This is a genomic window from Paenirhizobium naphthalenivorans (genome assembly GCF_007992095.1).
Taxonomy (GTDB): Bacteria; Pseudomonadota; Alphaproteobacteria; order Rhizobiales; family Rhizobiaceae; genus Allorhizobium; species Allorhizobium naphthalenivorans.
In genome coordinates, this window is the sequence record NZ_BJZP01000005.1 from 17,410 (window position 1) to 43,909 (window position 26,500).

Annotated in this window: 20 protein-coding genes; 12 read left to right on the top strand and 8 right to left on the bottom strand. The window is 62.9% G+C overall.

Annotation, left to right across the window (positions count from 1 at the left end; genetic code table 11):
- Positions 1-13: 13 nt before the first annotated feature.
- From RNA01_RS06610 to RNA01_RS06660, 11 genes are all read left to right on the top strand, one after another.
- Positions 14-289, top strand: a complete 276-nt coding sequence (locus RNA01_RS06610; protein ID WP_147179181.1) for a hypothetical protein — start codon at positions 14-16, stop codon at positions 287-289.
- Between the two features lie 47 nt (positions 290-336).
- Positions 337-1,008, top strand: a complete 672-nt coding sequence (locus RNA01_RS06615; protein ID WP_147179182.1) for a winged helix-turn-helix domain-containing protein — start codon at positions 337-339, stop codon at positions 1,006-1,008.
- Positions 1,005-2,411 carry an ATP-binding protein gene (locus RNA01_RS06620; protein WP_147179183.1) on the top strand — a complete coding sequence of 469 codons (1,407 nt, stop codon included), beginning with the start codon at positions 1,005-1,007 and terminating at the stop codon, positions 2,409-2,411. The genes RNA01_RS06615 and RNA01_RS06620 overlap by 4 nt, the downstream gene beginning before the upstream one ends.
- Positions 2,412-2,526: 115 nt before the next feature.
- Entirely contained in the window at positions 2,527-2,952 is a 426-nt protein-coding gene (locus RNA01_RS06625) for an RT0821/Lpp0805 family surface protein (protein ID WP_147179184.1), read from the top strand.
- 117 nt (positions 2,953-3,069) lie between these two features.
- Positions 3,070-4,230, top strand: coding sequence for a c-type cytochrome biogenesis protein CcmI (ccmI, locus tag RNA01_RS06630; RefSeq protein ID WP_147179185.1), 1,161 nt, complete (start codon positions 3,070-3,072; stop codon positions 4,228-4,230).
- Entirely contained in the window at positions 4,227-4,673 is a 447-nt protein-coding gene (gene ccmE / locus RNA01_RS06635) for a cytochrome c maturation protein CcmE (RefSeq protein ID WP_147179186.1), read from the top strand. The genes ccmI and ccmE overlap by 4 nt, the downstream gene beginning before the upstream one ends.
- Positions 4,670-6,661, top strand: a complete 1,992-nt coding sequence (locus tag RNA01_RS06640; RefSeq protein WP_147179187.1) for a heme lyase CcmF/NrfE family subunit — start codon at positions 4,670-4,672, stop codon at positions 6,659-6,661. The genes ccmE and RNA01_RS06640 overlap by 4 nt, the downstream gene beginning before the upstream one ends.
- A 62-nt stretch (positions 6,662-6,723) precedes the next feature.
- Entirely contained in the window at positions 6,724-7,182 is a 459-nt protein-coding gene (locus RNA01_RS06645) for a cytochrome c-type biogenesis protein (RefSeq protein WP_235916471.1), read from the top strand.
- Between the two features lie 151 nt (positions 7,183-7,333).
- Positions 7,334-8,899, top strand: a complete 1,566-nt coding sequence (locus tag RNA01_RS06650; RefSeq protein WP_147179188.1) for a Do family serine endopeptidase — start codon at positions 7,334-7,336, stop codon at positions 8,897-8,899.
- Positions 8,900-8,981: 82 nt separating this feature from the next.
- A complete protein-coding gene (locus tag RNA01_RS06655) occupies positions 8,982-9,740 on the top strand; it encodes a response regulator transcription factor (RefSeq protein WP_147179189.1) in 759 nt (252 codons plus the stop codon).
- A gap of 7 nt (positions 9,741-9,747) precedes the next feature.
- On the top strand, positions 9,748-11,160 hold the full coding sequence (locus RNA01_RS06660; RefSeq protein WP_147179190.1) for a sensor histidine kinase: 1,413 nt from the start codon (positions 9,748-9,750) through the stop codon (positions 11,158-11,160).
- A gap of 43 nt (positions 11,161-11,203) precedes the next feature.
- Here the strand turns inward: RNA01_RS06660 and RNA01_RS06665 are convergent, their stop codons facing one another.
- From RNA01_RS06665 to RNA01_RS06680, 4 genes are read right to left on the bottom strand one after another with little or no spacing between them, the layout of a single operon-like run.
- A complete protein-coding gene (locus RNA01_RS06665) occupies positions 11,204-11,440 on the bottom strand; it encodes a FeoC-like transcriptional regulator (RefSeq protein WP_147179191.1) in 237 nt (78 codons plus the stop codon).
- The gene (gene feoB, locus RNA01_RS06670; RefSeq protein WP_147179192.1) at positions 11,440-13,767 is read right to left on the bottom strand and encodes a Fe(2+) transporter permease subunit FeoB; all 2,328 of its coding nucleotides are present in this window, start codon (positions 13,765-13,767) and stop codon (positions 11,440-11,442) included. Before feoB ends, RNA01_RS06665 begins: the two co-directional genes overlap by 1 nt.
- Positions 13,768-13,807: 40 nt before the next feature.
- The gene (locus RNA01_RS06675) at positions 13,808-14,056 is read right to left on the bottom strand and encodes a FeoA family protein (RefSeq protein WP_147179193.1); all 249 of its coding nucleotides are present in this window, start codon (positions 14,054-14,056) and stop codon (positions 13,808-13,810) included.
- 5 nt (positions 14,057-14,061) lie between these two features.
- Positions 14,062-14,310 carry a FeoA family protein gene (locus RNA01_RS06680; RefSeq protein ID WP_147179194.1) on the bottom strand — a complete coding sequence of 83 codons (249 nt, stop codon included), beginning with the start codon at positions 14,308-14,310 and terminating at the stop codon, positions 14,062-14,064.
- A 303-nt stretch (positions 14,311-14,613) separates the two neighbouring features.
- On the opposite strand from RNA01_RS06680, the gene RNA01_RS06685 reads away from it, so the two are divergent.
- Complete coding sequence (locus RNA01_RS06685; RefSeq protein WP_371864053.1) at positions 14,614-17,568, top strand: bifunctional [glutamine synthetase] adenylyltransferase/[glutamine synthetase]-adenylyl-L-tyrosine phosphorylase; 2,955 nt, start codon at positions 14,614-14,616, stop codon at positions 17,566-17,568.
- Here RNA01_RS06685 and RNA01_RS06690 read toward each other — a convergent pair.
- From RNA01_RS06690 to pepN, 4 genes are all read right to left on the bottom strand, one after another.
- Positions 17,537-19,831: a putative bifunctional diguanylate cyclase/phosphodiesterase gene (locus RNA01_RS06690; protein ID WP_170253381.1), complete on the bottom strand. Its 2,295-nt coding sequence runs from the start codon at positions 19,829-19,831 to the stop codon at positions 17,537-17,539. The two genes, RNA01_RS06685 and RNA01_RS06690, sit on opposite strands and share 32 nt — an antisense overlap.
- 8 nt (positions 19,832-19,839) lie before the next feature.
- Entirely contained in the window at positions 19,840-20,658 is an 819-nt protein-coding gene (locus RNA01_RS06695; RefSeq protein ID WP_147179197.1) for a PstS family phosphate ABC transporter substrate-binding protein, read from the bottom strand.
- Between the two features lie 297 nt (positions 20,659-20,955).
- Positions 20,956-23,298 (bottom strand): PAS domain-containing sensor histidine kinase, encoded by a 2,343-nt coding sequence (locus tag RNA01_RS06700; protein WP_147179198.1) that lies wholly within the window; start codon positions 23,296-23,298, stop codon positions 20,956-20,958.
- Positions 23,299-23,638: 340 nt separating this feature from the next.
- The gene (gene pepN / locus RNA01_RS06705) at positions 23,639-26,287 is read right to left on the bottom strand and encodes an aminopeptidase N (protein ID WP_147179199.1); all 2,649 of its coding nucleotides are present in this window, start codon (positions 26,285-26,287) and stop codon (positions 23,639-23,641) included.
- Between the last annotated feature and the right edge of the window lie 213 nt (positions 26,288-26,500).

A 26,500-nucleotide genomic window follows, 5' to 3' on the forward strand; every position in this document is an offset into this window, starting at 1 on the left:
GGAAGAAAAAGCAATGTCATCCATCATGATCATCGCAGGCCTCGCGGTCGGAATGGCGGCCTCGCCTGTCCTGGACGGCGTGGGCGTCGATGCCGTGAACGCTCCGCTCGTGCTTGTGCAGAGCGACGGTGGTGTCGATTGCCGCAGTGCCGCCTATCGTGTTGTCGAGGATGTCGGAGGGCAGTTGCTCTCGGTGCGTCAATCCGGCAATGAATGCGTCATCACGGTCCTGATTCCGGGCAACGGCAACGAACGTCCGCGCAAGGTGACTATGCGGGTTTCCAAGTAATCTCCGCCGCAGCCGTGGCGCGTGACGCAAGAAGAGGGGCGGGATAGATGCGCATTCTGGTCGTCGAGGACGATGTCAACCTGAACCGGCAGCTGGTCGAGGCTCTACAGGAGGCCGGTTATGTCGTCGACAAGGCCTTCGACGGTGAGGAGGGGCATTTCCTTGGTGACACGGAGCCCTACGACGCCGTGATCCTCGACATCGGCCTGCCGGAAATGGACGGCATCACCGTTCTGGAGAAATGGCGGGCCGCCGGGCGCATCATGCCGGTTCTGCTGCTGACGGCGCGCGACCGCTGGAGCGACAAGGTCGCCGGCATCGACGCCGGCGCCGACGACTATGTCGCCAAGCCGTTTCATCTCGAGGAAGTGCTGGCCCGCATCCGGGCGTTGATCCGCCGCGCCGCGGGGCACGCTTCGTCCGAGATCGTCTGCGGCCCGGTTCGCCTCGACACCAAGAGTTCGAAGGCGAGCGTCGATGGAAAGGCGATGAAACTCACATCGCACGAATACCGTCTCCTCTCCTATCTCATGCACCACATGGGCGAGGTCGTGTCGCGGACCGAGCTGGTCGAGCACCTCTACGACCAGGACTTTGACCGCGACAGCAATACGATCGAGGTTTTCGTCGGACGGTTGCGCAAGAAGATCGGCACCGACATGATCGAGACCGTGCGCGGCCTCGGCTACCGTATTCAAGCCCCGCAAGAGGCGAAATGATCCCCGTCTCCCGGTCGCTGACCGTCCGCGTGCTGCTCATGGCCACGCTGTGGTCGGCGGTCTCGCTTATCACCATCGCGCTGGTGATCTCCGCCTTCTACCGCCAGGGTGTGGAGCGCGGCTTCAACAATCTTCTGCGCGCCCAGCTCTACAACGTCATCAACTCCGTTTCGATCGGCGACGGCGACAGTCTTCAGGGCAGTCCGGAGCTCGGCGACCTTCGCTTTTCCCAGCCGGAAACCGGCTGGTACTGGCTGGTCGAGCCGCTCGGCAATTTCGCCGCAGCCCCGCTTGCCTCCACCTCGCTCGGCATGGCCGAACTTGCGGTGCCGAGTCTCGAACAGTTTCCCTTCGATGAGCATTACGAGCGGTTCTATCCGATGGTCGATGCGGTCGGGAACAAGATCCTGGTCGCGGAGACCGAGGTCGTGCTCGATGGCGGCGACCGGGCGGCGCGCTTTCGCGTGTCCGGCAATCTCGACGTGGTGGAAGAGGAGATCGGTTTCTTCTCGACGCGTCTCTATGTCGGGCTCGCGCTGTTCGGCTTCGGCGGGCTCGTCGTCAACGGTCTTGCCATTCTGATCGGCCTCAAACCGCTCGACCGTGCGCGCCGCGCGCTGGAAAAGATCCGCGGCGGCGAAGCCGAGCGGATCGAGGGTGACTATCCGCGCGAGATCCAGCCGCTTGCCAACGAGATCAATGCGTTGATCGAAAGCAATCGCCGCATCGTCGAGCGGGCCCGCATGCAGGTCGGCAATCTCGCCCATTCGCTGAAGACGCCGATCGCCGTGCTGCTCAACGAGGCGCGCAACCTCGACAAGGCGCAAGCCGACGTGGTGAGCAGTCAGGCGGAAGCCATGCAGGCCCAGGTGACGAGCTATCTCAACCGCGCGCGTATCGCCGCCCAGCGCGATTCCGTGCTAGCGCGCTGCGAGGCGGAGCCTGTGCTGGAGCGGCTGGTTCGGGTGATGCGACGGCTCAATCCGCAGATCGATTTCACCCTCGACGTCGCACCGGGCCTGGCCTTTGCCATGGAACAGCAGGACGTAGAGGAGACGGTGGGCAACCTGCTGGAGAATGCCGCACGGTTCGCCAAGGCGCGCGTTGCAATCGTCGCCGGAACGGCAATCCACGAGCTGGAACCGGCGGGCGAGGGCGCGCGGCGCGGCTGGATCGAGGTGACTGTCGAGGATGACGGTCCCGGGCTTGCGCCCGAGGAGATCGGCGAGGCATTGAAGCGCGGCAAGCGGCTGGACGAGAGCAAGCCGGGCACCGGGCTCGGATTGTCGATCGTCAAGGAGATTTCCAGCGAATATCAGGGGGCTTTTGGTCTGTCAGGCGCGACCATCGGCGGGCTGAAGGCGGCGCTCGTGTTGCCTTCTGTGACGCGGGACACTGCATGATCAATTTTGTTGTGAAAAAACAATGACGGCTTTAATGATGCCCTGGGCGGACAGCAGCAGAGCGAGGACAGGCGTGATAATCGATTGTTCCGATGAGCGGACCGGGGCTGGTCCGATGAGTGTTTCCCGCTTTGGCGGCGCGGCAGCGTTGATGCTGGCCGCACTGGCGCTTTCGGCCTGCACGACGACTGGCGGATCGAAGGGTGGTTTTCTGTCCTCGGGCAAGGCCAATCCGTCGGCGCTTTATATTTCGGCGCTTCAGGGCGGCATCGTTTCGCGCTCCGGGCTGAAGTTGACCGACAGCGAGTTGCAGCGGGCGCTCGAGGCCGAATATCGGGCGCTGGAAGCGGCGCCCGGCGGACAGCCTGTCGCCTGGACCGGACAGAGCGTAAGCGGCCAGGTGGTCGCTGCCGCGCCCTATCAGGTCGGTCAGCAGAATTGCCGCCAGTATACCCATAAGTTGAACGCCAAGGGCCGCCAGATCGAGGCCCGCGGTGCGGCCTGCCGCAATTCGAACGGGACCTGGACGCCCTTGACTTAAGCCAAGGCTGCCCATCATCTGCTCTCTCACGGATCGGCTTGCGGCCAAACGCCTCAATTTCGCGTCATCCGTTGTTTGTCTGTGGCATCACGTCTCGGCTTGAAGTAATTGAGCAGCATGTTGTTCTGGATCATATCTGCCTTTTTGACGGTCGCCGTTGCCGTCGCCCTGCTCCTGCCGCTCCTCAAGGGGGCAGGCTCCGCTCCGATTGACGATGCCGGCGAGGCCGCCGTTTATCGCGACCAGCTGAAAGAGCTTGAGCGCGACAAGGCGCAAGGGCTGATCTCCGCCGAGGACGCCGGCTATGCCCGCGCCGAGATCGGCCGGCGGTTGCTCGCGGTGTCGAACGAGGCTGTGGATGCGAGTGGCCGTTCCGGCGCGAAGGGTCTCAACTTGCTGGCGCAAGCCTTCGTCATTCTCTGTGTTCCGGCCGTCGGTCTCGGCCTCTATCTCAAGACCGGCAGCCCGGACATGCCCGCAGCGCCGCTGGCGGCGCGACTGGAGAATCCCGGCAACAATATCGAGCTGCTTGTCGCCAAGGTCGAACGGCATCTGGCGGAAAACCCGAACGATGGCGCCGGCTGGGACGTACTGGCGCCGATCTACTTCAAGATGCAGCGCCTCGGTGACGCCGAACTGGCCTATCGCAACGCCATCCGCCTCGCTGGCACCAGCCCGACGCGGATGAACGGTCTCGGTGAGGTGCTGATCGCCGGCAATGACGGGATCATTACCGAAGACGCGCGCTCGGCTTTCGAGGAGGCGCTACGGCTCGACCCCTGGGACCCGCGCGCGCAGTTCTATCTGGCGCTGGCGCTGGAGCAGGCCGGTAAGAACGCCGATGCGCTGGGCGCCTTCCAGGCGCTCGCCAAGGCCTCGCCGGCGGACGCTCCCTGGCTGCCGCTGGTTCAGCAACATATCGCCGCCAACTCCGGCGGTGCGCCGGTCGCGGGATTGCCGGCCCAGGGTTCGGCCAAGGCGCCGGGCAATCCGACCCAAAGAGACATCAACGCCGCCGCCGGCATGTCCGCGACGGACCGCAATGCGATGATCCGCGGCATGGTCGAGGGGCTGGATGCCAAGCTCAAGGATGACCCGAACAATTTCGAAGGATGGATGCGTCTCGTCCGCTCCTATGCGATGTTGCAGGAAAAAGACAAGGCGATCGCGGCACTGAAAGCCGGCCTTGCCGCCTTCCCGCCCGAGAAGGATGAGGGCAAGCAGTTGATCGCCATGGGCCGCGAACTTGGCCTGCCGGTGGAGGAGGCATTGAAATGACGCGCAAGCAGAAACGTCTGGCCGTGATCGTTGGCGGCATGAGCTTCATCATCGCCGCGGTGCTTCTGGTGATGTTCGCCTTCGGCCAGTCGGTCGCCTATTTCTACATGCCGGCGGATCTGGAAAAAACCGCCGTCGGTCCCGGCACGCGCATCCGCCTCGGCGGTCTGGTTGAGGAGGGCTCGGTCGTGCGTGGCGAGGGATCGACCGTGAAGTTCTCCGTTACCGATGGCACGGCGACCGTCCCGGTCACCTACGTCGGAATTCTGCCGGACCTCTTCCGCGAGGGGCAGGGCGTGGTGACTGAAGGCAAGTTCGAGGCTGGCAGCACCGTCTTTTCCGCTGACAGCGTGCTAGCCAAGCATGACGAGAACTACATGCCGAAGGAAGTCGCCGACCGTCTGAAGAAGGACGGCGTCTGGAAGGAGGAACAGACCCAATGATTATCGAGCTTGGCCATTATGCCCTGGTGCTGGCGCTGGCGGCGGCAATCATCATCGCCATCGTCCCGATCATCGGCGCCAAGCGGGGCGATGCCGCGCTGATGGGTGTCGCGGTCACTGGCACCGTTGCGCAGTTCGTGCTGGTCGCCTTCTCCTTCTCGGTGCTGACCTGGGCTTATGTCGTGTCCGATTTCTCGGTCAAGAACGTCTGGGAGAACTCCCATTCGATGATGCCCACGATCTACCGGTTTTCGGCGGTTTGGGGCAATCACGAGGGGTCGATGATGCTCTGGCTGCTGATCCTGTCGCTGTTTTCCGCGCTGGTCGCTTTCTTCGGCGCCAATCTCCCGGATCGGCTGAAGGCCAATGTGCTGGCCGTGCAGGCCTGGATCTCCTCGGCCTTCCTGCTGTTCATTCTTCTGACCTCCAATCCGTTCACCCGTCTCTCGCCAATCCCGGCCGAGGGCCAGGATCTCAATCCCGTGCTGCAGGACGTCGGGCTGGCGATCCATCCGCCGCTGCTCTATCTCGGCTATGTCGGTTTCTCGGTCTGCTTCTCCTTCGCGATCGCCGCGCTGATCGACGGGCGTATCGATGCGGCCTGGGCGCGCTGGGTTCGCCCCTGGACGCTTGCCGCCTGGACCTTCCTCACCGCCGGCATCGCCATGGGCTCCTACTGGGCCTATTACGAACTCGGTTGGGGCGGCTGGTGGTTCTGGGATCCGGTCGAGAACGCCTCCTTCATGCCCTGGCTTGCCGGCACGGCGATGCTGCATTCGGCGCTCGTCATGGAAAAGCGCGACGCACTGAAGATCTGGACGGTGCTGCTCGCCATCCTGACCTTCTCGCTGTCGCTGCTCGGCACTTTCCTGGTGCGCTCGGGTGTTTTGACCTCGGTCCACGCCTTTGCCACGGACCCGAGCCGCGGTATCTTCATTCTCGGCATCCTGACCTTCTTCATCGGCGGCGCTTTCACGCTGTTCGCCTTGCGCGCCCCCTTGCTCAAGGCGGGTGGTTTGTTCCATCCGATTTCCCGCGAGGGGGCGCTCGTCCTCAACAATCTGATCCTGACGGTATCGATGGCGACCGTGCTGATCGGAACGCTCTATCCGCTGCTGCTCGAAACGCTGACCGGCGAGAAAATCTCGGTCGGTGCGCCGTTCTTCAACCTGACCTTCGGCCTGTTGATGGCGCCGCTGCTGGTGGCGGTTCCCTTCGGGCCGATGCTGGCCTGGAAGCGGGGCGACCTTTATGCGGCGCTTCAGCGGCTTTACGTGGCCGCCGGTCTCGCCTTTGTCGTGGCGCTCGGCCTCTACTACGTCGAGAATGGCGGACCGGTGCTCGCCGTGTTCGGTCTGGCCGCCGGTTTCTTCCTGATCTTCGGGGCGCTCTCCGACCTCTGGTATCGCGCCGGCTTCCGTAAGGTGGCGTTCGGCGTGGCCTTGCGCCGCCTGAACGGCCTGCCGCGCTCGGCGATCGGCACGGTGCTTGCCCATATGGGGCTGGGCGTGACGGTTCTCGGCATTGTCGCGGTCACCACCTTCGAAACCGAGACCGTGGTCGAGATGACGCCCGGCATGACGGCCGACGCGGGTGCCTATACCATCACGTTTGACGGCATGAAGTCGGCCATCGGCCCGAACTACACGGAGGACCGAGGCCATTTCACCGTCAGGCAGGCGGGTGTCGACAAGGGTGACGTCTGGTCGTCGAAGCGGCTCTATACGGCGCGGCGGATGCCGACCACCGAGGCCGGTATCCGTACCTTCGGCGTCAGCCAACTCTATGTCTCGCTCGGCGACCGCATGGACGGCGGCGGTATCGTCGTGCGGATCTGGTGGAAGCCTTATATCTTGTGCATCTGGTACGGCGCGCTGATCATGATGGCCGGCGGTTTCGTTTCGCTCTCCGACCGCAGACTGCGCGTTGGCGCGCCGAAGCGGCGTGCCAAGACGATCGCCGCGGCAAGCCTGGAGGCGGCCGAATGATGCGCTCTTTGGTCCGGCCTCTGCTCCCTCGCGGACGACAGGTCGGAGGGCGAAGTGGATATTTGCCGCGTCTTGCGACGACGCTCCTCTTCGCGCTCCTTGCTGTTCTTCCCGTCCCGGCTTTCGCCGTCGATCCGGGTGAGCGGCTTGCCGATCCGAAACTTGAGCAGCGGGCCCGGGACCTTTCGGCGCAATTGCGCTGCATGGTCTGCCAGAATCAATCGATCGACGATTCGAACGCGGAACTCGCTCGTGATCTCAGGCTTCTGGTGCGTGAACGCATCACGGCTGGCGACAGCGACGAGGACGTGATCAATTATGTCGTGTCGCGGTACGGCGAATTCGTGCTGCTGAAGCCGCGCCTTACGGGCAAGACGATCATCCTCTGGGGCGCGCCGGGCGCGTTAATGATCGGGGGGCTGGCGATCGCCCTGTTCTACGCGCGTGGCCGTGGCCGCGCTGTACAGAAAAAACTGACGGACGAGGAAGAGGCACGTCTCGGCAAGCTGCTGGACGAATGAGCCGCACCCCTGCGTGGGGACCGTCAAAGATTACAAATATTTCATCTGTCGGACAGTTCGCAGTAAGGTGAGGCGTCCTATATCTTCATCGTCCACCGCGTTCGCCGGATTTCCCGGTCTCCAGTCAGAAGAACAGATGAAGGTAAGTTTCATGTCCGCACAAATTGGTCGCTCCAAGCTCAAGACGATCCTCAAGAATTCGACCGCAGCGGGTCTTGCGGCTGTGATGCTGGCCGGCGCGCTTCCGCTCGCCGCAGCGCCCGCCTATGCCGAGCCGGTCAAGGTCGAGGCTGCTCAGGTGCCGAGTTTCGCCGACGTGGTCGCGGCCGTTTCCCCGGCCGTCGTATCGGTTCGTGTCCAGTCGAATGTCGAACAGACCGCCGACAACAGCAATTTTTCCTTCGGCTTCGGTGGCCGGGGCTTCGAGGACCTGCCCGATGATCACCCGCTGAAGCGCTTCTTCAAGGAATTCGGCGGCCAGGGCCAGGATCCGAACGGCAAGCGTGGGCCTGACCGCATGCCGCGCGGTCGCGCCGACGGCAAGGGACATTTGCGCCCGACCTCGCAAGGCTCCGGCTTCTTCATCTCGGAGGACGGCTATATCGTCACCAACAACCATGTCGTCGATGAGGGTGCGGCCTTCACCATCGTCACGAATGACGGCAAGGAACTCGACGCCAAGCTGGTCGGCAAGGATAGCCGTACCGACCTCGCATTGCTGAAGGTCGACAATCCCAAACAGAAATTCACCTATGTTAACTTCGCCGACGACGAGAACATGCGCGTCGGCGACTGGGTCGTGGCCGTCGGCAATCCCTTCGGTCTCGGCGGCACGGTGACGGCCGGCATTATCTCGGCTCGCGGCCGCGACATCGGCTCTGGTCCCTATGATGACTATATCCAGATCGACGCGGCCGTGAACCGTGGCAATTCCGGTGGTCCCGACTTCAACCTCAACGGCGAAGTGGTCGGTATCAACACCGCGATCTTCTCGCCGTCGGGCGGCAATGTCGGCATCGCCTTCGCCATCCCCGCTTCGGTCGCCAAGGACGTGATCGCCAAGCTCAAGGACGGCGGTATGGTGGAACGCGGTTGGCTTGGCGTGCAGATCCAGCCGGTGAGCCAGGACATCGCCGACTCGCTCGGCCTGTCGGAAGCCAGCGGCGCTCTGGTCGTCGCTCCGCAGGAAGGTTCGCCGGGCGCCAAAGCCGGCATCAAGCAGGGTGACGTCGTCACCGCCGTCAACGGCGAAACGGTCAAGGATCCGCGCGATCTTGCCAAGCGGATTGCCGCCTTCGCTCCCGGAACCAAAGTCGACGTGTCGATCTGGCGTGAAGGCAAGGCGACGAGCGTCAAGGTTGAACTCGGCCAGCTGCCGAGCGAAAAGGACCTTGCCGGCACCGATGGCCAGAACGGTGGCGACACTCAGACACCCGCGACAGAACAGGCGCTGGCCAACATGGGCCTGTCCGTCACTCCCGCCGAAGATGGCAAGGGCCTGACGATCGTCGACGTCGATCCGGACTCCGATGCCGCCGACAAGGGCGTGAAGCCGGGCGAGAAGATCACCTCGGTCAACAACCAGGCCATCTCAACCGCCGACGATGTGCTCAAGGTGCTTGAGCAGGCGAAGAAGGACGGCCGCACCAAGGCGTTGTTCCAGATCGAGTCCGACAGCGGCAGCCGCTTCGTGGCACTGCCGATCGCCCAAGGCTGACGGCGCTAACCTGACCCAAACCGGGCGCCGCGGTCCTTCGGGACGCGGCGCCTTTTCTTTTTCCGGGGAAAGGACATTCATCATGAGTACCGGGCGGGGCGACCAGCCACAGTCGGGTGATTCCAGTTGTGCACAGGGCGCCTCCGACGATAATGTCGCGCACATGAAGATACTTGTCATCGAAGACGACCTCGAAGCCGCCGCATACATCACCAAGGCCTTTCGCGAGGCCGGCATTGTCGCCGATCATGCCAGCGATGGGGAGAGCGGGCTCTTCATGGGCAGCGAGAACGGCTATGACGTGATGGTGGTCGACCGTATGCTGCCGCGCCGCGATGGTCTCTCGGTCATCAGCGAATTGCGCAAGCGTGGTGTCGATACGCCGGTATTGATTCTCTCCGCGCTTGGCCAGGTGGATGATCGCGTCACGGGTCTGCGCGCCGGCGGCGACGACTATCTGCCGAAGCCTTATGCCTTTTCCGAACTGTTGGCGCGTGTCGAGGTCCTAGGACGTCGCAAGGGCAAGCCGGAACAGGATATGGCCTACCGCGTCGGCGATCTCGAACTCGACCGGCTGTCGCACGAAGTGCGCCGCGCCGGCAAGGAGATCCTGTTGCAACCGCGAGAGTACCGGCTGCTCGAATACTTGATGAAGAATGCCGGTCAGGTGGTGACACGCACCATGCTGCTCGAGAACGTCTGGGACTATCATTTCGATCCGCAGACCAATGTCATCGACGTGCATGTGTCGCGGCTACGCTCGAAGATCGAGAAGGACTTCGACCGGCCGTTGCTGAAGACGGTGCGCGGCGCGGGCTATATGATCAAGGACGAAGGCTGAGCCGCCCATGAACGCCCGAGCCAAGCTCCTGTTGAAGTCGGCCGCGGTCCGGCTATCGGCCCTCTATATCGCGCTCTTCGCGCTTTGCGCCGCGCTGTTGGTCATCTACGTCACGGCGCTGTCCGAGCAGATCCTCTATGTCCAGACACGCGATACGCTGAAGGAGGAGGTCGAGGAGATCGAGACCGCCTTCCAGCGGGGTGGTGTCAATCGGCTTTTGAGCATGATGGAGCGCCGGGCCAGCCAGCCGGGCGCGAATCTCTACGTCATCGCCGGTCCGAATGGCGAGATCCTCGCCGGCAACGTCGCGTCGGTGGAGCCGGGGCTCTTCGACCATGAAGGTTGGACCGATCATCCCTTCCGCTACGAGCGCTACAATGAAAGCGGTGACGTGCAGCGCCACATCGCCGCCGGCCATGTGTTCTTCCTCGACAACAAGCTGCGGGTCCTGGTTGGCCGCGACCTTGGCGAGCCGAGCAAGCTGCGGCTTCTGGTGCGCCAAGCGCTTATGGTGGCGCTTGCCATCATGGGGCTCGGCGCTGTCATCATCTGGTTCGCCATCGGTCGCAGTGCCCTCAAGCGGATCGATCGTGTCTCGGCGGCGAGCCAGAAGATTATGGCGGGCGATCTTGCCCAGCGTCTTCCTGTTTCCGGATCAGGCGATGAGTTCGACCGCCTGTCCTCCTCGCTCAACGAAATGCTCGGGCGGATCGTGAAGCTGAATGAGGGCCTGCGCCAGGTTTCTGACAGTATCGCCCACGACCTGAAGACGCCGCTGACGCGCCTGCGCAACAAGGCAGCCGAGGCATTGGCGGAGGACGATGAGACGGCGCGTCGTGCCGCGCTCGAAGGCATTATCGCCGAATCCGATCAGTTGATCCGCACCTTCAACGCGCTCTTGATGATTTCCCGCGTCGAGGCGGGCTCGATCGCCGCCGAGTTTTCGGACATCGACCTTTCGGCGATCGCCGCCGACAGCGCCGAACTCTACGAGCCGGTGGCGGAGGAGGCGGGGCTGGTGCTCAAGACCGAGATCGCCCCCGGTCTGTCGGTCCGTGGTAATCGCGAACTGATCGGACAGGCGCTTTTCAATTTGCTCGACAACGCCATCAAATACGGGGCGACGGCAGAGGGCGAGCACAAGATCACCGTCACGGTCGCCAAGGTCGGCGGCGCATTGCAGGTCACCGTGGCTGACAACGGTCCGGGCATCGACTCCGACAAGCGCTGTGACGTGGTCAAGCGCTTCGTGCGCCTCGACGCCAGCCGCTCCAAGCCCGGTACGGGGCTCGGCCTGTCGCTGGTCGAGGCGATCATGGCGCTGCATGGCGGCCGGCTGGAACTTTCCGATACGACGCCTGACGGTGGGGGAGCGCGTGGTCTGACCGCCAGCATGGTGTTTCCGGGGCAAAAGGGCTGACGACGGCCTTGGCCTGACGCCACTCCGGCGTGGTCTCAGTTCCTCAGTCCCCGACCCATTCGAACATGACCTGCGCGGACGAACAGCCCTTCTGGCACCCGCCGCATCCACCGCAAGCCCCGGCGGCGGGTGCTGTGCGGCGCACGCGCCCCTTTTGCTCCCATACCGACAGCATGGCTTCCACCGCGCTGATGTCGCTCTCACTTTGCAGCGACAGGCTCTGGAGTGAGGCGCGTTTCTGTTGACGCAGGATGTCGCGCAACTGGATGAGGCTCGCCATCAGCGCTCTCCTTCCGTTGTGACCGCCAGCGTCCGGTGAGGCCGTGCCGAATTGTAGCGGAGCGTGGCGACGGTCAGGGCGAAGGCGGCAATCACCCCGGCAATCCAACCGGCGGCTTGCAGCGGAGCCTTGTCGAAGGTGGCGATCTGGTAGGCTATGACGGCGGCGCCATAGGCAATGCCGGTCGTCCAGGCGAGTGCCGCCATCATCCAGCGCGCGCCCGCTTCACGATAGATCGCCCCTGTCGCCGCGACGCAAGGCGTGTAGAGCAGGATGAACAGCATATAGGCGAAGGCGCCGGCGGCGCCGGAGAAGCGTGCCTGCATTTCGGAAAAGGTGCCTTTCTCCACGGCCTGTTCGGCGGCGGCGGCATCGGGCGAATTGACATGGCCGATGTCAAGGCCGAGCGGATCGACGGCTTTGCCCGCAACGGCCGCGAGATTTGTCGGGATCGAGGCGAGGGCGTCCTTCAGTCCGTTCCCGATGATCTGAAGCGTCGTCCGCTGCTCTTGCGGGGCCGCGCTTACGGCATCCCGTGCCAATGCGCCATAGAGCGAATCGAGCGTTCCGACGACGGCCTCCTTGGCGAAGACGCCGGTGACGATGCCGACGATCGCCGGCCAGTTGCCTTCATCAAGTCCCATTGGATGAAAGACCGGAGCGGCAGCCCGGCTTGCGGCCGCCAGAAGCGAGGCATCACTCTTCCCAGTGCCGAAATTGCCTTCGGTATCCATGGCATTGACGAAGGAGAGGAAGGCGACCATCAGCACGATCACCCGGCCGGCACTGAGTACGAAGCCCTTCAACCGTTCCCAGGTGTGCAGCACGACATTGCGAAAGCGTGGCAAATGATAGGGAGGAAGCTCCATTACCAGCGGCGAGGAATGGCCCCTGGTGACCGTCATCTTCATCAGGTAACCGGTTAGAATCGCCACGGCGATGCCGGTGATATAAAGCCCGAAAACGAGGTTCTGGCCATTGGTCGGGAAGAAGGCGGCGGCAAACAGCGCGTAGACCGGCAGGCGCGCGCCGCAGGACATGAAAGGTGCCATCATGATCGCGGTCTTGCGGTCGCTGTCGTTGTCGAGCGTACGCGTGCCCATGATGGCCGGTACGTTGCAGCCGAAGCCGACGATCAGCGGCACGAAGGCCTTGCCCGGCAATCCGGCCATGCGCATGAAGCGGTCCATAACGAAGGCGGCGCGGGCCAGATAGCCGGAATCCTCGAGGATCGACAGGAAGATGTAAAGGAAGGCGATGATCGGGATGAAGGTGGCGACTGTCCGGATACCGCCGCCGACGCCATCGGCGAGCAGAACCACGAGCCAATCCGGCGAACCGGCCGAGCGCATGGCATGGCCGAGCCCGTCAACCAGCACCGCGCCGACGCCGATGTCGAAGAAATCGATGAAGGCGGAGCCGACATTGATGGTCCACATGAACATCAGATACATGATGGCGAGGAAGATCGGGATGCCGAGCACGCGGTGCAGCACCACCCGGTCGATGCGGTCCGTCATCGAGCGCGAGGCCTCGCGCGGACGCTCGACGGAAGCTGCGACCGCCTTGCCGGCAAAGGCATAGCGGCGATCGGCGATCAGGATGTCGAGGTCCTCGCCGCACGCTTCCTCCAGATCGGCGAAGCAATCGCCGATCTCTGCGGCAAGGTCGGACGGCAAGGCAGCAAGTCGGGCATGGTCGCCATCGAAGATCTGGATGAGCTGCCATCTGCGATCGACAGAGGCGTCCGGCAAGCGCGAGGCAAAGCGCGTGACGGCCTTCTCGACCGGCGCGTCATAATGGCAGAAACAGTGCGGCACGGCCCTCGATGCGGCGACCTCGGCGATCGCGCGCTTCATCTCCTCGAGCCCCGTTCCCTTGGCCGCGGCGACAGGCACGACGGGGCAGCCGAGGTGCGCGGCGAGGGCATCGACGTCAATGCTGATGCCGTTCTGGCGTGCGACGTCCATCATGTTGAGCACGACGAGCATCGGCACGCGCATTTCAAGGAGCTGGGTCGTCAGGTAGAGATGCCGCTCCAGATTGGAGGCGTCGACGATGTTGATCAACACGTCGGCCGCGCCGGAGATCGCGTAATCGAGCGCTATACGCTCATCAAGCGAGGTTTCGGCCGAGCCGAGCGAATAGGTGCCGGGCAGGTCAACCAGCGTCGCCGGCTTGTCGTCGAGCAGCATGGTGCCGGTCTTTTTCTCGACGGTTACGCCCGGCCAGTTGCCGACCTTCTGCCGCGAGCCGGTGAGCGCGTTGAAGAGGGTCGTCTTGCCGCAATTGGGATTGCCGACAACGGCGGCAGTCAACTGGTTCATCGAATGTATCCGCGTGTGGGGTATAGCGTTCCGGACGGAGCTAGTCGGAAACGGTTGCGATAATTGGCTCGACGGTGATGACCCGCGCTTCCTCCAGACGCAGACAGAGCGCCGTGCCGCGCAGGTTCAGTTCGATCGGATCGCCGAGGGGCGCGCGCCGCGTGACGGTAATGACAGCGCCGGGCGTGACACCCATGGACAAGAGCCGCCGCCGGCACGGGGCGTTTCGATCGCTGTACCCGGTGACGCGCGCAACCGCGCCGACCGGGAGTTCGTTGAGGAGGGGCATGGGCGTTATTTCTCCAGCGGTTCGACGGTCATCTTTTGCGCCATGCCCATGCCGAGACTGACGCGGCTTTCATGCACAGCGACGATCATGGGGCCGGTCATCGGGTTGTGCACGACGCGCACCGTGCTGCCTATGGCCAAGCCGAAATCCGTCAGTCGCTGGTCGACACTGCGCCCGCCTGCAAGCCCGATAATCCTGACCTGCTCGCCGGTTCGCGCCATGGCCAACGGATAGGAAAGCGATGCCGCCGTCATTGTGTTCTCCAGGCTTCAGGCCATTGCAGGAAGGCTCCCGCACCAGGCGCATGATGCAAATGCGTATAATTCCGAACAGGGAATTGGGTGAGACTTGTCTCCAGGCCGATACTCGCTCCCATCATCTTGCAGGTGTATAGAAATATGAGTTCTATGTTCAACAAACAAATTGACGCAGGCCACGGCACCGTGGTGCCTTGATGCGCTAGCATGGCCTTTGCCCGGCAGAAAGCCTAGCTTTCCCTTCAGCCGCGAGATTCGCTAAGAAAGATCTCGCAAGGAGCGCGTGCGGGGAGGCTGGCGATGAATGAGACGGTGATGAAGAGACTTTCGGATGTTGCGGACGGTGTGATCCGACCGTTCAACCAGACGGAACTGAAATCGGCCCTCTCGCTGCTGAAAGATGCCGGTAAGCAACAACCGGCGCTGGCTGCGCTTTTGGCGGGGGAAAGCCCGCTGAAAAGCTTCGTTGCGGCGGCACTCTCGCTTTCCCCATATCTGCGCGACATGGCCTTGCTCGATCCGGCGACACTCGTTCGCGCGCTCGACGAGCCGCTCGAGCCATTGCTGAAAGGGTTCGTTGCCGATGCGCGCGATGCCTGGCGCGGCGAAGAAGGCGGGCCGCCGGCGACCGAAGCGCAAGTGATGACGCGGCTGCGCGCCGCCAAGCGCAAGCTTTCCTTTCTGACCGCACTTGCCGATCTCGCCCGGATCTTCGACGCGCGCGACACGACCCGCTGGCTATCCGAAATGGCTGACGCCTGCGTCGCGGCGGCGATCGACCATCTGTTGCTCGCCGGTGAGCAGAGCGGCAAGCTGAAGCTTGCAAACCCGCAGGCGCCGGCCCTTGGCAGTGGCCTGATCGTGCTGGGCATGGGCAAGCTCGGCGCTTGCGAGCTCAACTATTCCTCCGACATCGACCTCGTCGTCTTTTTCGAGACGGATGCGGGTATCCTTGTTTCGCCCGAAGACGCGACCGAGACCTATGGCCGGATGATGCGCCGTCTCGTGCGCATCCTGCAGGACCGCACCGGCGACGGCTATGTCTTCCGCACCGACCTTCGCCTGCGTCCCGACCCCGGCGCCACGCCGCTGGCCGTGCCGGTCGAGGCCGCCCTGCTCTATTACGAGAGCAGGGGGCAGAACTGGGAGCGTGCCGCCTTCATCAAGGCGCGACCCGTCGCTGGTGATCTGAAGGCCGGTGAGGGGTTCCTGCGTGAACTCGTTCCCTTCGTCTTTCGCAAATATCTCGACTACGCGGCGATCGCCGACATTCATTCGATCAAGCGGCAGATCCATGTGCACAAGGGGCATGGTGCGATCGCCGTCAAGGGTCATAACGTCAAGCTCGGCCGGGGCGGTATTCGCGAGATCGAGTTCTTCGCCCAGACCCAGCAGTTGATCGCCGGCGGTCGTATGCCCGAACTTCGCCTGCGCCCGACCGAAGCGGCGCTTCAAGCGCTGACCGCCGCCAACTGGATCGATGCGACAACCCGCGACGAGTTGATCGAGGCCTACTGGTTCCTGCGTGATGTCGAGCACCGTATCCAGATGGTGCGTGACGAACAGACGCATCTGCTGCCCGAAACCGAGAGCGAGCTTCGCCGCATCGCATTCATGGCCGGCTTTGCCGACACGGGCAGTTTCTCCGCGCGGCTGGAAAGCGTGTTGAAGACGGTCGAGAAACGCTACGCGCGGCTGTTCGAGCAGGAGGAGGTCCTGTCGTCGGCTTCCGGAAACCTGGTCTTCACCGGACAGAAGGGCGACCCCGATACGCTGCGGACGCTGGAGAGCCTCGGCTTTGAGCGGCCGGAGGATATTTCCCGCGTCATCCGCACCTGGCACTACGGTCGCTACCGCGCCACGCAATCGGTCGAGGCGCGCGAGCGGTTGACGGAACTGACGCCGCAACTGCTGATGACCTTCGGCGAGAGCCGGCGGGCCGACGAGGCGCTGCTGCGCTTCGACAATTTCCTCGCCGGTCTGCCCGCCGGCATCCAGCTCTTTTCCCTGCTCACCAGCAATCCGGCACTGCTCGACCTGATCGTCAGCATCATGTCGTCGGCACCGAGGCTCGCCGAGATCATCGCCCGGCGTCCGCATGTGTTCGACGGCATGCTCGATCCAGGGTTGATGGTCGAACTGCCGACCCGCGACTATCTCGCCAGACGGCTTTCCTCCTTCGTCGGCGGCAGTCGCCACTACGAGGAGATCCTCGATCGTCTGCGCATCTTCGCTGCCGAACAGCGTTTCCTGATCGGTATCCGCTTGCTCACTGGCTCGATCGGCGGGGTGCTGGCGGGGCATGCCTTCACCGACCTTGCCGGCCTGATCATCGAGCATGCTCTGAAGGCCGTGATCGCGGAGGTCGAGGCCGTCCATGGCAAGGTCGCCGGTGGCAGGGTGGCGCTTGCCGGCATGGGCAAGCTTGGCTCCTTCGAGCTGACGGCGGGCTCCGACGTCGACCTGATCCTGCTCTATGAACACGACGATGACGCGGGCGAGTCCGACGGCGCAAAGCCGCTCGATCCGGTGCGCTACTATACCCGGCTTACCCAGCGGTTGATCGCCGCGCTGTCGGCGCCGACGGGGGAGGGCGTGCTCTATGAGGTCGACATGCGGCTTCGCCCCTCCGGCAACAAGGGACCTGTGGCAACGAGGCTCAAGGCCTTTGAAAAATACCAGTTCGAGGAAGCCTGGACATGGGAGCATATGGCGCTCACCCGCGCCCGGTTGATCGCGGGTGATGCCGAATTGATGGATGCGACGCGTGCCGTCATCGCCGCCGTGCTGGCCAAGCCGCGCGAGGAGGCGAAGACCGCGAGCGACGTCGCGGAAATGCGGACGATGATCGACAAGGAGAAGCGGCCGAAGGGCATATGGGACCTGAAGCTCATCCCCGGCGGGCTGATCGACATCGAATTCATCGCTCAGTATCTGGCGCTGATCGCCAAAGGGCACGGCGTCAAGGCGGAGGTCAACGGTCTTTCGACCGCGGATGCCCTGAAGCGGCTTGGCGGCGAGCTGATGGATCCGAACGACCTCGACCTGTGCCTCGCGGCGCTGCATCTCTTGACTGAACTGTCGCAGGTGATCCAGCTCTGCGTCGATGGAGGTTTCGACCCCGCAACTGCCCCCGCCGGCCTTGTCGACCTCGTCTGCCGCGCCGGCGACGCGCCCGATCTCAAGTCGCTGGAGGCGGAATTGCGCCGGCTGACCAAGGCGGTCAGGAAGGTGTTTCAGGCGGTAGTGAAATAGCGGGGAGGGGGAGAGTGTCGGAGGCTGGCCGCCGTCGGGTCTCCGTGCTTTCTGAGGCAGTGTTGATTGTGGGCGTGGCCTGCTCGCTGAGCGTACGACCGATATCCCCAGCGCTCTGGGGGCGACTGAACAGATAGCCCTGGAACTCGGTGCAGCCTTCGGAGGTCACGCTCGAGAGCTGCTCGTCCGTTTCGACGCCCTCCGCGGTCGTGACGATCCCCAGGCTACTGCTCAGCCCCACGACGGCGCGGACGATGGCGAGGCTTTCTTCCTTGTGCGGCAAATCTTGAATGAAGGACTGGTCGATCTTGATCTTGTCGAACGGGAAGCTGCGCAGATAGCCCAGTGAGGAATAGCCGGTGCCGAAATCGTCCATTGCGATCCGAATGCCGAGATCGCGGAGTTGATGAAGTATGGCGAAGGCGCTTTCGTTGTCCTGGATGAGGACCAGTTCGGTGATCTCAAGTTCCAGCCGCTTGGCCGGAAGACCGGAAGACACAAGCGCTTTTGTCACGGCGGGAACGAGGTTCTTGCTCTTGAACTGGGCCGGGGAGAGGTTCACGGCGATGGTGACGTGGCTTGGCCACTTGGCTGCCTCTGTGCAAGCCTGCCGCAGGATCCACTCACCCAGCGGCACGATCAGGCCGGTCTCCTCGGCGAGCGGGATGAATTCCATGGGCGAGATCATGCCGCGCTCAGGGTGCCGCCAGCGCACAAGTGCCTCGCAGCTCGTGACCGCCCCGGTCTTCACGTCGATGATCGGCTGATAATAGACCTCGAACTCGTTGGTCACGATCGCCTTGCGAAGATCGAGTTCCAGGCTGCGCCGGGCCTGCATACGCGCGTCCATGTCGAGTTCGAAAAAGCGGTAGGTGCCTCCGCCATCGGCTTTGGAACGGTAGAGCGCGAGATCCGCATTCTTCATCAGGACATCCGGGACCGTACCGTCACCGGGGGCTATCGCGATGCCTATGCTGGCGGCCACCACCACTTGGTGGCCTTCCAGGTCGAACGGAGTGCCGAGTACTTCGACGAGACGGGACGCGAGCGCCGTGACATCGGCCGGATGTTCGGAATCCACCTTAAGGATGACGAACTCATCCCCTCCCAGACGTGCAAGGATATCTTCGCTACGGGTGCAATTGCGCATGCGATCGGCGGCAGCCTGCAAAAGCAGGTCGCCTACGGGATGGCCCAGTGTATCGTTGACGTTCTTGAAGTGGTCGAGGTCCAGGCTGAGGACCGCAAGCGACCTCGATTTCGGTATGCGCCCGACGATGGCGTCCATGCGCTCATAAAAGGCCGCGCGGTTGAGCAGGCCGGTGAGCGCATCATGATGCGCCAGATACTTGATCTTCTCTTCCGCAAGCAATCTCTCGGTGATGTCCTCGAAGGTCGCGACAAAGCCGCCCCTCGGCGTTGGCTGGTGGGTCATGGCAATGCTTCGACCGTCACCGCTCTTGTGGACGGCGTATCCGGACGAGCGTTCGGCTATGAAGCGTCGGCTCAGCCTCAATGTGTCCTGCAGGTCGTCTTCCTTTCGCCCTGCCTGGTGGAAGGCCAGCTCCAACAGTTCCTGCATGGTCCGCCCGGGTCTTACTTCGTCCGGGGACAGCCTGAAGATCTCCGCAAATCGCTCATTGGCGACGACGAGTTTTTCCTGGTGATCGAACATGCACAGGCCTATCGACATGTTCGTTAGCGCCGTATCCAGCCGCTCATTCTGGGTTGCCAGGTCCTTCTGGCTCTGCTGCAAGGCCTCCATCGTCTGGTCGAGCACCCGCAATGGGAAGATCCGAAGCGCGAAATACATGCCGAAACCGAGCAGGGAACTGAGGACTGCGACCAACCCGGCCTCATAGAGAGGGGTGCGGAAACTGGACGTCGCCTCAACGTAGCCGCGCAGTTGTCCGGAAACGATAACCGGCAGACGTCTGGTGATGGTCGGGGCCGTAAGCGGCGCTCCCACCTCTAGGATCAATTGCCCGTCCGTCGTATAGATCCTCTGCTGCAAAGCCGCGCCATCGGCGTAGGGGGCCTCGATCAGGCTCTGCAGATGGAGCTGTTGGTATTGCCAGAGGCTCTCGTGCGAATAGATATATTGCGCCACTCTATTGCCGGCGAGTCCCGCTTTGAGGTCCAGCGTACTTGTCGTGTTGGTATAGGCATCCCAAAGAAAGGCGGCCGGACCGGCGACCGCAGTAACCAGTGCCACCGTCAATCCTATCGTGCTAACCAAGTGACGAAGTTGGGTGGTGGCCATGCTCCCCATCACTCCCCGACCGACAGACTTCCGGTTTCGCGCAAGGCGCTCTGGCCCTGCTCAGAATGAAGAAAGTCAAGCAACCCTTGCGCTATCGCGATGCTTTTCTCCGAATAAACGAGATAGTAGCGCTTTTCGTAGGGGTAGAGCCCTTTCTCGAAGTTCTCCAGTGTGGGTTCCACGCCATCGATCGCGACAAGTCGCACGTTGCGCCTCTCGGTCACGATCTGGCTGAGGCCTGCCTGGACAAGCGATCCTGGCAGCTCTTCTGCCGCGGTGGCATTGTCCTGATCCGTCACTGTGACGGGAATCTCGGGGCGCCGTCGCGCTGCGTCGATGGAAGCCGCCATGCCGGGAAACTGCTCGATAAACAGCGCGGTATCGGTCTCCGATTTGGGCCGCAGGATAATTCGCACGGGCGACCCGTCCGGCCACTTCGGACTCTCCGCCGCGAATATTCCCGGCAGGTCGGCGCTCTTCACACTCCCGGGCGCGCGGCGCGATGTAATCAGTACCAGCGGGGTCCGCGCGAAGGCGGTGGCCATCAATCCGCGCGCGGACTCCTCCGCTTTCAGTGGTCGCGACGAGATTGCCAGATCAATGACATCGTCGCCGGTCGCGCGGATGGCGCCCGAACTGCCGAGGTCGGGCACGATCTCGATGGTGGGACCGCCTTGGGCGGCATAGGCCTTGAAAATACGCTCCGCCATCGGCAGCGCGCCGCCACTGCCGCCTAGACGCAGTGTTTCAGCCGCGCTTGTCTGTCCGGCAAGCAGGCCTCCGCAGACAAGAATGATTAAGGTCAGGCTCCAACATGATCGACGCATTCTTCACCTGCTCGCACTGCTTGAGGGAAATCGCGCAAAAAGGGAACTCGTATCTTACTCTCCCTCTTAATATGTATCAGTAATCTTAAATGAATTCACGTGTGTACGGCGAATAAATACAACTATGGTGAACTTTCGACTGGGGAACAGGCCGACAGGCGAGGCCGGAGCCCTATTCCCGGCGCAGTACCGTCGGCGGCATCCTCGCGTTCCAACCGATCCAGGATCTCGCCCAGCCGTGATAGAAGGGCCGACCGTTGTCGCCACAGCGGCGGATGAGCGCCCCCGAATAACCTCTCACGCCCGTTTACTTAGGACCTCGGTCTCCAGCACATCCGGAATGCGGACCGAAACGACAGTGCCCTTGCCTTCGCGTGAGCGGATCTTCAGGCTGCCACCATGCATGCTTACCAGCGAACGGGAGATGGCAAGGCCAAGCCCAGAGCCGCCATTGCTCTTGGCATATTGGCTCTGCACCTGCTCGAAAGGTTGGCCGATCTTGCTCAGCGCCGCTTTTGGAATGCCGATGCCCGTGTCGGCGATGGTGATCGTCACTTCGTCACCGATCCTGCGGGCGTGAAGCGAGACCCGTCCACCCGGTTCGGTGAACTTCACAGCGTTGGACAGGATGTTGAGCAGAATCTGCTTCATCGAGCGGCGGTCGGCCGTCATGGTCAGACCGGAGGCGACACGCTGCTCGATGAGGACGTTCTTCTCATCCGCCGGGATGGCGGTGAGCCGCAGGCTTTCCTCGATCAGCGAGTCGAGATCAATCGTCTCGCAGCGGATCTTCATCTGCCCGGCCTCGATCTTCGACATGTCGAGAATGTCGTTGATGACGTTGAGAAGATGCTTGCCGCTCTCGTGGATGTCGCGGGCATATTCCGAATATTTCGGCGAGCCGATCGGGCCGAACATGCCGGCGAGCAGGATTTCCGAGAAGCCGAGGATGGCATTGAGCGGTGTGCGAAGCTCGTGGCTCATGTTCGCGAGGAATTCCGACTTCGCCTTGTTGGCGGCCTCGGCGCGCTCCTTTTCCGCCTGGTAATTGGCATTGGCGATCGAAAGCTCGGACTTCTGCTTCTCGAGCTTTCTCTGCGAAGACGAGAGATCGCCGATGGTCGCCATCAGCCGGCGCTCCTGGTCGCGCAGGCGCTCCTGGTGGCGCTTCAGGAGGGTGATGTCGGTGCCGACCGAGACGAGACCGCCGTCGCGGGTGCGTCGCTCGTTGATCTGTAGCCAGCGCTCGTCGGCGAGTTGCACCTCGGTGGTGCGCGACGAGCCGCTCTGGTCGGGATCGGCCACCCGGCGCTGGATGATCGGCCGCTGGGCCGCCGCCTGTACCACGGCGCGCTCGGTTCCCGGCACGAGGATGGTGTCGGGCAGGCCGTAGACGTGCTGGAAGTGACCGTTGCACATCACCAGCCGATCGTTCTTGTCCCACAGCACGAAGGCTTCGGACGTGCATTCGATCGCGTCGGCGAGGCGCTGGTCGGCCTCGGCATAGCGCTGAGCCAACCGATGTTGCTCGGTGACGTCCATGGCTATGCCGATGACATGCATGCAGCCGGTGTGGGAGCAGATCACCTGGGCGCGGGCGCGCATCCAGACATAATGGCCCTGGGCGTGGCGCATGCGGAAAATCTGGTCGATCTGCTTGGATTTGCCACGGCCGACGGCGCGGGCAAGGGCGAAGAGATTGCCATCGTCTGGATGCATGAGCTGCGCCGCGTCGGCAAAGGCAACGACCTCGCTCGCCGGGGGCAGGCCGAGCATTTCATACATGGAACGCGACCAGAACAGTTTGCGGTTGACGAGATCGAAATCCCACAAACCGCAGCGGCCGCGCGACAGTGCCGCCTCGACCCGGATATTGTTTTCCAGCGAGATCTCGTCGGCCTCGCGCGCCCGCTTCACCTGCTGGAAATAGGCGTAGAGAATGACGCTGAGGATCAGTGAAATGCCGGAAAACAGTGTGACATTGAGGGCGATTTCGCTGCGCCAGAAATCCATGGTTGGCAGTAGAGAGTGGGCGGTGAGCACTAGGGCGCCGTCGCTGCCGATCGGGGTGAACACGGCGAAATGGCGCTGTCCGCCGATGTCGGTCTCGACACCGTCTGGCTGATCGGAGAAGCGGCGGATGGCGGCGACCTGCGGCAGGAGATTGGCAAGCGGCAAGCCGACATAGCCGGCGCCAGCCACCGACGAGGCGAATATGCGACCGGACGGCTCGACCATCAGCACGAAGGCGTCGCCGGCGAGACGCTCGGCCGGCAGGAGGGCGGACAGTGTGGCTTCCGCCGCATTGCGATCAGCGGAAAGGAACAGCGCCTCGTGCTCGATGAGGGCGGCTTTCGCGGTGATGGCAACCAGCGCCGTGGTCTGACGCACCGCGCTTTCCAGGCGAGCATGTTCGTTGAGCATGCCGCCGATACGCGCGATTGCCACAACCGCGAGAAAGGCGAGGATCAGAATGGGGATCGACCGGCGTAGCACGGTTTCGAGCCGTCGCGACGAACCGTTTCCGGCTTTTTTTTCCGTAGCCACGCGCTCGCGCAAGCTGTTGAAAAAAGCCACAAAGCCTGAAAAATTGAGTCGCAACCGCTCATCGGCTGCGGTTGCCCGCCGCGCGTTCGACATTGTCCCTGCCTCGATCCCTCGTGCGATCCAGGGCGCCGCTCGCCCGAATCTGACTCAATGAATCATCGCTGATTCGCCTTGTCCAGACGGGTTCGGTAAACAAAAACTTAAGCCCTTAATCCGAATCGGCTTTTTTTGTGTCAGTTTCGCCAAAGGCTTGAATCTGATCGAGAACATTGCCCGGTCTGGCCCGGATCTTCGCCGCCAACCGGCTCATGGGCGCTGAACCGTCGAACGGATAGGAGGCGCCCTGAGGGGAATGAGGAGACCGGCCAGGACCGCAAGCAGGAATGGCACGGCGGGGGATCGCCCCGTGCCGGGGCGTCCCGCTTGGGCTGAGTCAGCCCTTCAGAATCCGCTCCACGATGTCGGCGACGTCGGATGAGAGTGCAGGTGCCCGCTCGATGGACATCAGCGCCTCGCGGGCCTGATCGGCACGGACCGGCTCGAGCAGGCGCCAGGAGCGCAGCGCTGTCAACAGGCGTGCGGCAAGCTGCGGATTGCGCTTGTCGATCGCAAGGATCTCTTCGGCGAAGAAGTGATAGGCCTTGCCGTCCGGCCGGTTGAAGCCTGTCGGGTTGGCGAAGGCGAAGGTGCCGATCAATGCCCGGACCCGGTTCGGGTTGGAGGCGGTGAAGTGCGGGTTCTGCATCAACCGCATGACGCGGTCGAGCGCGCCGTTACCCGGAATGGTGGCCTGGATGGAGAACCACTTGTCGAGCACCAGCGCATTGGCGGCGAAGCGGCTTTCAAAGGCCGCAAGCGCCGCGTGGGTTTCGGTCGCATCGGGGAAGCGGTGCGCGAGCACCGTGAGCGCCTGCGACAGGTCTGTCATGTTGTCGGCCTCGGCGAAGGCTTCCACTGCGCCGGCCGGGCTGTTCTCGCTGAGCGCCAGGAAGCCGAGTGCCGCATTGCGCAGCGCCCGACGGCCCGCCCCCGCAGCATCGGGGCTGAACGGCTGGGAAGAGGCGAGCCCGTCAAAGAGCGCGCGGAAGGTCGCCGCACCAGCCTTGGCAATGGCCGCGAGGATTGCCTGACGACCCTGGTGGATCGCATCGGGGTCGTTGTTGGCGCCCAGCTCGCGGGCGATATCGGACTCGCTCGGCAGGGCCAGCGCCTGGGCGCGGAAGGCCGGTTCGAGGCTGTCGTCGGCGGTGATTGCCAGCAAAGCCTCACACAGCGCGGAGCCGCATTCCACCGGCTTTCCTGCGCCGACAGCTTCCGCCGCCGCGGTGAGGTTCGGCAGCGACAGATCTGTGATCGCCTGCCAGCGGGCGAACAGATCGCTGTCATGGCGGGCGATATGGGCGAGATCTTCCGTGCTTTGGGCGAAATGCAGGTTCACCGGCGCGGAAAAGCCGCGATTGAGCGAAACAACCGGGCGGGCGCCGATGCCGGAGAAGGTGAAGGTCTGGCTGCGCTCTGTCAGGTGCAGGACGTCGCCGCTTACCTCGCCGCCGCTGACTGCGGTCGGCTGCGCCTCTGCACCGTTCTCGCCGATCAGCGCGAACCTCAGCGGAATGTGCATCGGCTCCTTCGCCGTCTGACCGGGCGTGGCCGCAACCATCTGCTCGAGCGAGAGGGAGAAGGTCTTGGCGGCCGCGTCGTAGGAGGACGAAACGGTGATCTGCGGCGTGCCGGCCTGCCGATACCAGAGCGAGAACTGGGTGAGGTCGCGGCCCGTGGCATCCTCGAAACACTTGACGAAGTCCTCGACGGTGGCGGCTTCGCCGTCATGGCGCTCGAAATAGAGGTCCATGCCCTTCTTGAAGCCGTCGCGGCCGACAATGGTCGCGATCATCCGGGTAACTTCCGAGCCCTTTTCGTAGACGGTGGTCGTGTAGAAGTTGTTGATCTCACGGTATTCCGTCGGGCGAACCGGATGGGAAAGCGGTCCGCTATCCTCAGGGAACTGCTCCGAGCGCAGGTGCCGCACCTCGGCGATGCGCTTGACCGCGCGCGAGCGCTGGTCGGCGGAGAACTCATGGTCGCGATAGACGGTCAAGCCTTCCTTCAGGCACAGCTGGAACCAATCGCGGCAGGTGATGCGGTTGCCGGTCCAATTGTGGAAATACTCATGGGCGATGATCGCCTCGATATTGGCGTAGTCCTGGTCGGTCGCCGTTTCCGGGTCGGCCAGCACGTACTTGTCGTTGAAGATGTTGAGACCCTTGTTCTCCATGGCCCCCATGTTGAAGTCGGAAACGGCGACGATCATGAAGATGTCGAGGTCGTATTCGCGACCGAATACCTCTTCGTCCCACTTCATCGAACGCTTCAGCGCATCCATCGCATAGGCCGCGCGGGCTTCCTTGCCATGCTCGACATAGATCTTCAGCGCCACCTCGCGTTCAGACATGGTCACGAAGGTGTCCTCGACCACGCCGAGGTCGCCGGCGACCAATGCGAAGAGATAGCTCGGTTTCGGATGGGGGTCGAACCAGGCGGCGAAATGCTTGCCTTCGCCATAGCCGGCGCCGCCGAGGAAGTTGCCGTTCGACAGAAGCAGCGGGTTGGCGGCTTTGTCGGCGATGATGTTGACCGTGTAGACGGCGAGCACATCGGGGCGGTCGGGGAAGAAGGTGATGCGGCGGAAGCCCTCGGCTTCGCATTGCGTGCAATAGATGCCGTTGGAGCGGTAGAGGCCCATCAGTTGGGTATTGGCCTCCGGATTGATCAGCGTCGTGACGGTGATCTCGAAGGGGGCGGATTCCGGCAGGTCGCGGATTGTCAGACTGTCGGCCGTCTCAGTATAGCGCGCGGGCTCCATCTCGATCTGGTCGAACAGCAGACCGGTCATCTTCAGTTCGTCACCGTCCAGAACCAGGGGCGCTGCCGGATCGACACCTTCGCGGCGGTGGAAGATCAGCCGTGCCTCAACCTTGGTTTCGGTCGGATCGAGTTCAAAAGTAAGATCCACACGTTCCAGGACGAAGTCGGTGGGGCGGTAGTCTGCCAGATTGATTGTCCGGCCAGTGTCTGTTCGCATAGTGTATCCTGATCTCGTCCGTGAGCCGCCTTGCGTGATCGCGATACTCGAACATGCGCCTGCAAGGATATGATTTCGCCGGCGAGACTGGCACACATTTCTGAACGATTGTTAAAAAGCCAAGAAATAAAAGTGCATACAAAGCCATATCGCCAGTGTTCGACGGTGAATATTTACGCTTTTGTTCGGGAATGATTGTGGGCGCCGGGATAG

What these genes read in the sequence shown, in the direction of transcription:
- RNA01_RS06610 (WP_147179181.1), top strand. Translation starts at nt 14, where the DNA reads ATGTCATCCATCATGATCATCGCAGGCCTCGCGGTCGGAATGGCGGCC.
- RNA01_RS06615 (WP_147179182.1), top strand. Translation starts at nt 337, where the DNA reads ATGCGCATTCTGGTCGTCGAGGACGATGTCAACCTGAACCGGCAGCTG.
- RNA01_RS06620 (WP_147179183.1), top strand. Translation starts at nt 1,005, where the DNA reads ATGATCCCCGTCTCCCGGTCGCTGACCGTCCGCGTGCTGCTCATGGCC.
- RNA01_RS06625 (WP_147179184.1), top strand. Translation starts at nt 2,527, where the DNA reads ATGAGTGTTTCCCGCTTTGGCGGCGCGGCAGCGTTGATGCTGGCCGCA.
- ccmI (WP_147179185.1), top strand. Translation starts at nt 3,070, where the DNA reads ATGTTGTTCTGGATCATATCTGCCTTTTTGACGGTCGCCGTTGCCGTC.
- ccmE (WP_147179186.1), top strand. Translation starts at nt 4,227, where the DNA reads ATGACGCGCAAGCAGAAACGTCTGGCCGTGATCGTTGGCGGCATGAGC.
- RNA01_RS06640 (WP_147179187.1), top strand. Translation starts at nt 4,670, where the DNA reads ATGATTATCGAGCTTGGCCATTATGCCCTGGTGCTGGCGCTGGCGGCG.
- RNA01_RS06650 (WP_147179188.1), top strand. Translation starts at nt 7,334, where the DNA reads ATGTCCGCACAAATTGGTCGCTCCAAGCTCAAGACGATCCTCAAGAAT.
- RNA01_RS06655 (WP_147179189.1), top strand. Translation starts at nt 8,982, where the DNA reads ATGAGTACCGGGCGGGGCGACCAGCCACAGTCGGGTGATTCCAGTTGT.
- RNA01_RS06660 (WP_147179190.1), top strand. Translation starts at nt 9,748, where the DNA reads ATGAACGCCCGAGCCAAGCTCCTGTTGAAGTCGGCCGCGGTCCGGCTA.
- RNA01_RS06665 (WP_147179191.1), bottom strand. Translation starts at nt 11,440, where the DNA reads ATGGCGAGCCTCATCCAGTTGCGCGACATCCTGCGTCAACAGAAACGC.
- feoB (WP_147179192.1), bottom strand. Translation starts at nt 13,767, where the DNA reads ATGAACCAGTTGACTGCCGCCGTTGTCGGCAATCCCAATTGCGGCAAG.
- RNA01_RS06675 (WP_147179193.1), bottom strand. Translation starts at nt 14,056, where the DNA reads ATGCCCCTCCTCAACGAACTCCCGGTCGGCGCGGTTGCGCGCGTCACC.
- RNA01_RS06680 (WP_147179194.1), bottom strand. Translation starts at nt 14,310, where the DNA reads ATGACGGCGGCATCGCTTTCCTATCCGTTGGCCATGGCGCGAACCGGC.
- RNA01_RS06685 (WP_371864053.1), top strand. Translation starts at nt 14,614, where the DNA reads ATGAATGAGACGGTGATGAAGAGACTTTCGGATGTTGCGGACGGTGTG.
- RNA01_RS06690 (WP_170253381.1), bottom strand. Translation starts at nt 19,831, where the DNA reads ATGGCCACCACCCAACTTCGTCACTTGGTTAGCACGATAGGATTGACG.
- RNA01_RS06695 (WP_147179197.1), bottom strand. Translation starts at nt 20,658, where the DNA reads ATGCGTCGATCATGTTGGAGCCTGACCTTAATCATTCTTGTCTGCGGA.
- RNA01_RS06700 (WP_147179198.1), bottom strand. Translation starts at nt 23,298, where the DNA reads ATGTCGAACGCGCGGCGGGCAACCGCAGCCGATGAGCGGTTGCGACTC.
- pepN (WP_147179199.1), bottom strand. Translation starts at nt 26,287, where the DNA reads ATGCGAACAGACACTGGCCGGACAATCAATCTGGCAGACTACCGCCCC.